A 4,580-nucleotide genomic window follows, 5' to 3' on the forward strand; every position below is an offset into this window, starting at 1 on the left:
GGGGGCTGGCGGCTGCAGCTGCAGCCGCGGGTTGGTGCGCGACTCGACCGCCGAGGCCTTGATCACCGTGCGCGAATCGATCGGCACCCGGTCGTCGGTGCGCGGCGCGGATTCGGGCGTGGCCAGCGTCGCGCGCATCACGTAGCCGCCGATCACCAGCTCGTCGGCATGGCCGAGGGTGGTGCCTTCGCCGGCATTGATCGGCCGGCCGTTGATGACGATCGCGTTGGCGCTGCCGACGTTGCGGATCGAGAACGATCCGTTGGTGAACCAGACCTCGGCCTGCAGGCGCGAGATGTGGCGTTCCGGGTCGGGCAGGGCGAGCGTGTTCGTGTCGGAACGGCCGATCGTGCCACCGCGTTCATCGAAGTGGCCCGTGATCGACTGAGACAGGGTCTCGTTCTTCAGGGTATGGGCGCGTATCACCAGGATCATGAGGGCTCCGACAGCGAGGCAGGCACGCCCGCCGAGCGGAGCCGGCGCGCCTGAAGCCGGTTTATCCGCCGGGCGCCCGGGATTGGCAATCAACGAAAGTCATGCGGCTGTCGTGAAAGGGCTGGGAAACGATTGCTGAAAAGGATTGCCAGATGACTTTCGTTCATTGAGACTTTGCGTCCCCCCAGGCACTGTGCCGTGCCATGCCTGAAGACGACTATCCCGACCGCCCGTTCGAAGACGACGAGACCACCCGCGTCATCACCCATTCCAGCGCCAGCGTCAAGACGAGCCCGCTGAACGCGGCCGCGGCCGTTGCGTCGGCCGACACGCTGCCGGCCGCTGCGCCGGGAAGTGAGTCCGCGCGCCGCACGGCGCCGGCCGCCAGCCCGGCGGCGCCGCGCCAGGTCGGCCGCTACCAGATCACCGAGCGCATCGGCCGCGGCGGCATGGCGAGCGTCTACCGCGCGCACGACCCCGGCATCGACCGCACCATCGCGATCAAGTTCCTGCACGCCGCCTACTGCGAGGAAGAGGAATACCGCGCCCGCTTCCTGCGCGAAGCGCGTGCCGCGGGCATGTTGTCGCACCCGAACATCGTCACCGTGCACGACGTGGGCGAGATCGAGGGCCGGCCGTACATGGCGATGGAGCTGATCGAGGGCGAGCCGATGAACGAGCTGATGTCTCGCCTCGGCCCGATGCCGATCCGCGACACGCTGGTGATCGGCCTGCAGCTGGCCAAGGCGCTCGACTATGCGCACGGCAAGGGCATCGTGCACCGCGACATCAAGCCGTCGAACATCATGGTGCTGAAGGGCAGCAGCACCGTCAAGGTCACCGACTTCGGCATCGCGCACGTGGCCACGGGGGCGTCGTCGACGCACCAGACGCGTGTCGGCGACGTGCTCGGAACGCCCCAGTACATGTCGCCCGAGCAGACCAAGGGCTCGAAGGTCGACGGCCGCTCCGACCTGTTCTCGGTCGGCATCATCCTGTACCAGATGCTGAGCGGCGCAGCGCCGTTCCAGGGCGACAGCATCGTGGCGCTGGCGATGAAGATCGCCACCGAGGAGCCGACGCCGATCGAGAAGCTGCGCACCGACCTGCCGCAGGGCGTGCGCCGCATCGTCGAGCGCTGCCTGGCCAAGCAGCCGGAGCGCCGCTTCCAGACCGGCCAGGAACTGGCCGCCGCGATCAGCCAGGCGATGCGCGACATCGAGGATGAAGCGCGCGAGAAGGAGAAGCCCCGCATCCTGCCGCTGCGCCTGAAGTGGGCGCTGATGATGGGTGCCATCGTGTTCGCGGTGATGGCCGTGACCGGCACGGTCGTCAACCGGCAGCAGACGGCCGCGATGATGGGCCAGGTGACCGACTACGGCGCGTCGCTGAGCCGCTTCATCGCGGCGCAGAACGCGGTGTCGGCGCTGGCCGACGAATGGGTGGCGGTCGAGGTGTCGGTGGGCGAGGTCATGAAGACGCGCGATTTCACGAGCGTCAGCGTGGTCGACCGGGCCGGCGTGGTGCGTGCGTCGAGCGATGCGGCGAGCGTGGGCCAGCCGTACAAGGCGCGCAGCGGCGAGCTGCTGGGCACGCGTGCCGGCGGCGTCAGCGTGACGCGCGTGCTCGACGACAACGACAATGTGCTGGTGTTCGAGGCGCCGATGACCTTCCAGGGCAAGGCGGTCGGCCGGGTGGCGCTGGGCGTGCCGGAGAAGCCGTTGGCGCAGGTGGCGCGGCTGAGCCTGACGCTGATGATCGTGCTGGTGATCGTCACGGTGCTGGCGGTGGCGGTGGCGATGTACTTCGTCGCGAACTGGTTTGCGCGGCCGATCAAGCTGGTGGGCGACTCGATGCGCGAGATTGCGCAGGGCCGCTTCGAGCACCGCATCCGCGAGGAGCGCACCGACGAGTTCGGCCAGTTGTACAAGGGTTTCGACGCGATGGCGCAGGCCCTGCAGGAGCGCTACGTGCCGACGCAGGACACCGCGGCCGAGACGCAGCGCGTGGCCGCCAGCTTTGCCAGCACGATGGCGCCGCTGCGGCGGCCGGGCGCCGCGGATCCGAAGAAGCCTTCTTGAGGGAGCAGTCGATGCAAGCACTTCAGCGCCGCGCGCTGACCCTGGCGGCGGGCGTCGCCTGCCTGCTGGCGCTGGCGGGTTGCCAGACGCCGCCGCGCAGCGGGGGCGAGACGGCCACCGCCGTGCCGGGCCTGGCCGCCCGCGACGGCGTGCTGGGCCGCAGTGACCGGCTGCTGGTCTACGTGCCGCAGGGCGACGACAACTACGCGTCGATCGCGCAGCGCTTTCTGGGCAGCGCGTCGCGCGACTGGGAGGTGGCCGAGGCCAACCCCGGCACGCCGCAGGCGCGCAGCGGCCAGCCGGTGATCGTGCCGCTGAAGCCGTTGAACCCGATGGGCGTGCGCAGCGGCCAGTACCAGACGATCCCGATCCTGTGCTACCACCGCGTGGGGCAGGGCAGCGGCAAGATGACGGTGTCGTCGTCGAGCTTCGAGCAGCAGCTCGACTGGCTGGCGGCGAACAACTTCAAGGTGATCCGCCTGAAGGACCTGATCGGCTTTCTCGAGGGCCGGCAGCCGCTGCCGCAGCGCTCGGTGGTGCTGACCTTCGACGACGGCTATGCGTCGTACTACCGCTATGCCTACCCGCTGCTGAAGAAGCACGGCTTCCCGGCCACGGTGTTCCTGTACACCGATTTCGTCGGTGCCGGCGACGCGCTCACCTGGCCGCAGATGCAGGAGATGACGGCCTCGGGCCTGGTCGACATCCAGTCGCACTCGAAGACCCATTCCAACCTGATCGAGCGGGCCGCTGGTGAAAACGATGCCGCCTATGCGAAGCGGATGGAGGCCGAGGCGAAGGTGCCGCGCGACGTGATCGAGAAGCGGTTGTCGAACGAGGTGCTGACGTATGCCTACCCGTTCGGCGATGTCAACGAGGTGGTGCTGGAGGCGCTGGCGCGCAACCGCTACCGGTTGGCCGGCACGGTGACGCCGGGTGGCAACCCGGCCTGGGCGCAGCCGCTGATGTTGCGCCGGACCATGATCTACGGCAGCCACGACCTGGAGGCCTTCAAGTCCAAGTTGCAGACCCTGCGCAGCTTCACGCCCTCGTCATGACGCACTCATTCGCGGTTCGCTTCTCTGCGGTCAGATTCATCACGCTGGCGGCCGTCACGCTGCTGCTGGCCGCCTGTGCCGGCGTGCCGACCGGCAACCCGACCGGCACGACCGGCGCGGGGGCCAATTCGCGCAACGACCCGGTGTCCGAGTTCGAGGCGCGCCAGAGCGAGCTGGCGGTGTCCGCGGAGCGGCAGGGCAAGTGGAGCGAGGCGGTGCAGGCCTGGGAAGTGCTCGCGACGCTGCGGCCTGCGCAGTACCGAGAGCGCCTGGCCGAGGCGCGGCACCGGGCCGATGTGCTGGCGACCGAGCGGCTGCAGCGCGCGCGGGCCGAGCTGAAGAAGGGCGATCTCGATGCGGCGGAGCAGTCGTACCTGGGCGTGCTGGCCTTGCAGCCGGAGCAGGCCGAGGCCGCGGACGGGTTGCGTGGCATCGAGCGCGCGCGCAACAAGCGCGATTACCTGGGGCAGCCGTCGCGGCTGACGCTGACGCGCAAGCCGGGCGCGCGGATCGCACCGAGCGAGCAGTCGATCGAGCTGGAGCACGCGGCGATGCTGGCGGGGCAGGGCGAGTTCGACGAAGCGATCGGCATGCTGCAGAAGCGGGCTGATGCATCGCCGCGGGATGCCGCGGTGCGTCGGGCGCTGGCGGACACACTGCTGAAGAAGGCGCAGGCTCTGCAAGCCAGCGATCCGAAGGCGGCGCGTGATGCCCTTCAGCGTTGCCTGAAGCTGGAGCCGAAGAATGCTGCTGCCTTGGCACTGCTGAAGAAATTGCCTGCAGGCTGAGGGCCTTTCTCGTTTTCGTGCGGTTGAGTTGAGCGGAAAGGCGCGGGTGGGGAGGCTGTGGCGCGCCGTCGGGTGCGGTCACCGCCCCTGGCGGGGCGCTGACTCCCCTGCGCTGACTGGTTTCATGGCCCGTCGCCCAAACTCCCGCCACTCACTTCGTTCGTTGTGGTCAAACAGTGGGCGACAGTCAGTTCACGAAGCGTGCTGCGCACGCGGGC

General features: G+C 69.0%; 4 protein-coding genes. 3 read left to right on the forward strand and 1 reads right to left on the reverse strand.

The features are described from left to right. Window positions 1-435: FHA domain-containing protein (locus tag AC1D1T_RS30165; RefSeq protein WP_477993123.1), on the reverse strand; the 435-nt coding region annotated here is incomplete at its 3' end. Between the two features lie 203 nt (window positions 436-638). Here AC1D1T_RS30165 and AC1D1T_RS30170 point away from each other — a divergent pair. The 3 genes from AC1D1T_RS30170 to AC1D1T_RS30180 are packed head-to-tail and all read left to right on the forward strand — an operon-like array spanning window position 639 to window position 4,362. Continuing rightward, window positions 639-2,516, forward strand: a complete 1,878-nt coding sequence (locus AC1D1T_RS30170; protein ID WP_477993124.1) for a protein kinase domain-containing protein — start codon at window positions 639-641, stop codon at window positions 2,514-2,516. A gap of 11 nt (window positions 2,517-2,527) precedes the next feature. Continuing rightward, entirely contained in the window at window positions 2,528-3,574 is a 1,047-nt protein-coding gene (locus tag AC1D1T_RS30175) for a polysaccharide deacetylase family protein (protein ID WP_477993126.1), read from the forward strand. Further along, window positions 3,571-4,362, forward strand: a complete 792-nt coding sequence (locus tag AC1D1T_RS30180; RefSeq protein WP_477828022.1) for a tetratricopeptide repeat protein — start codon at window positions 3,571-3,573, stop codon at window positions 4,360-4,362. Before AC1D1T_RS30175 ends, AC1D1T_RS30180 begins: the two co-directional genes overlap by 4 nt. Window positions 4,363-4,580: the final 218 nt, after the last annotated feature.

The organism is Rhizobacter sp. P2_H3 (assembly GCF_056403355.1).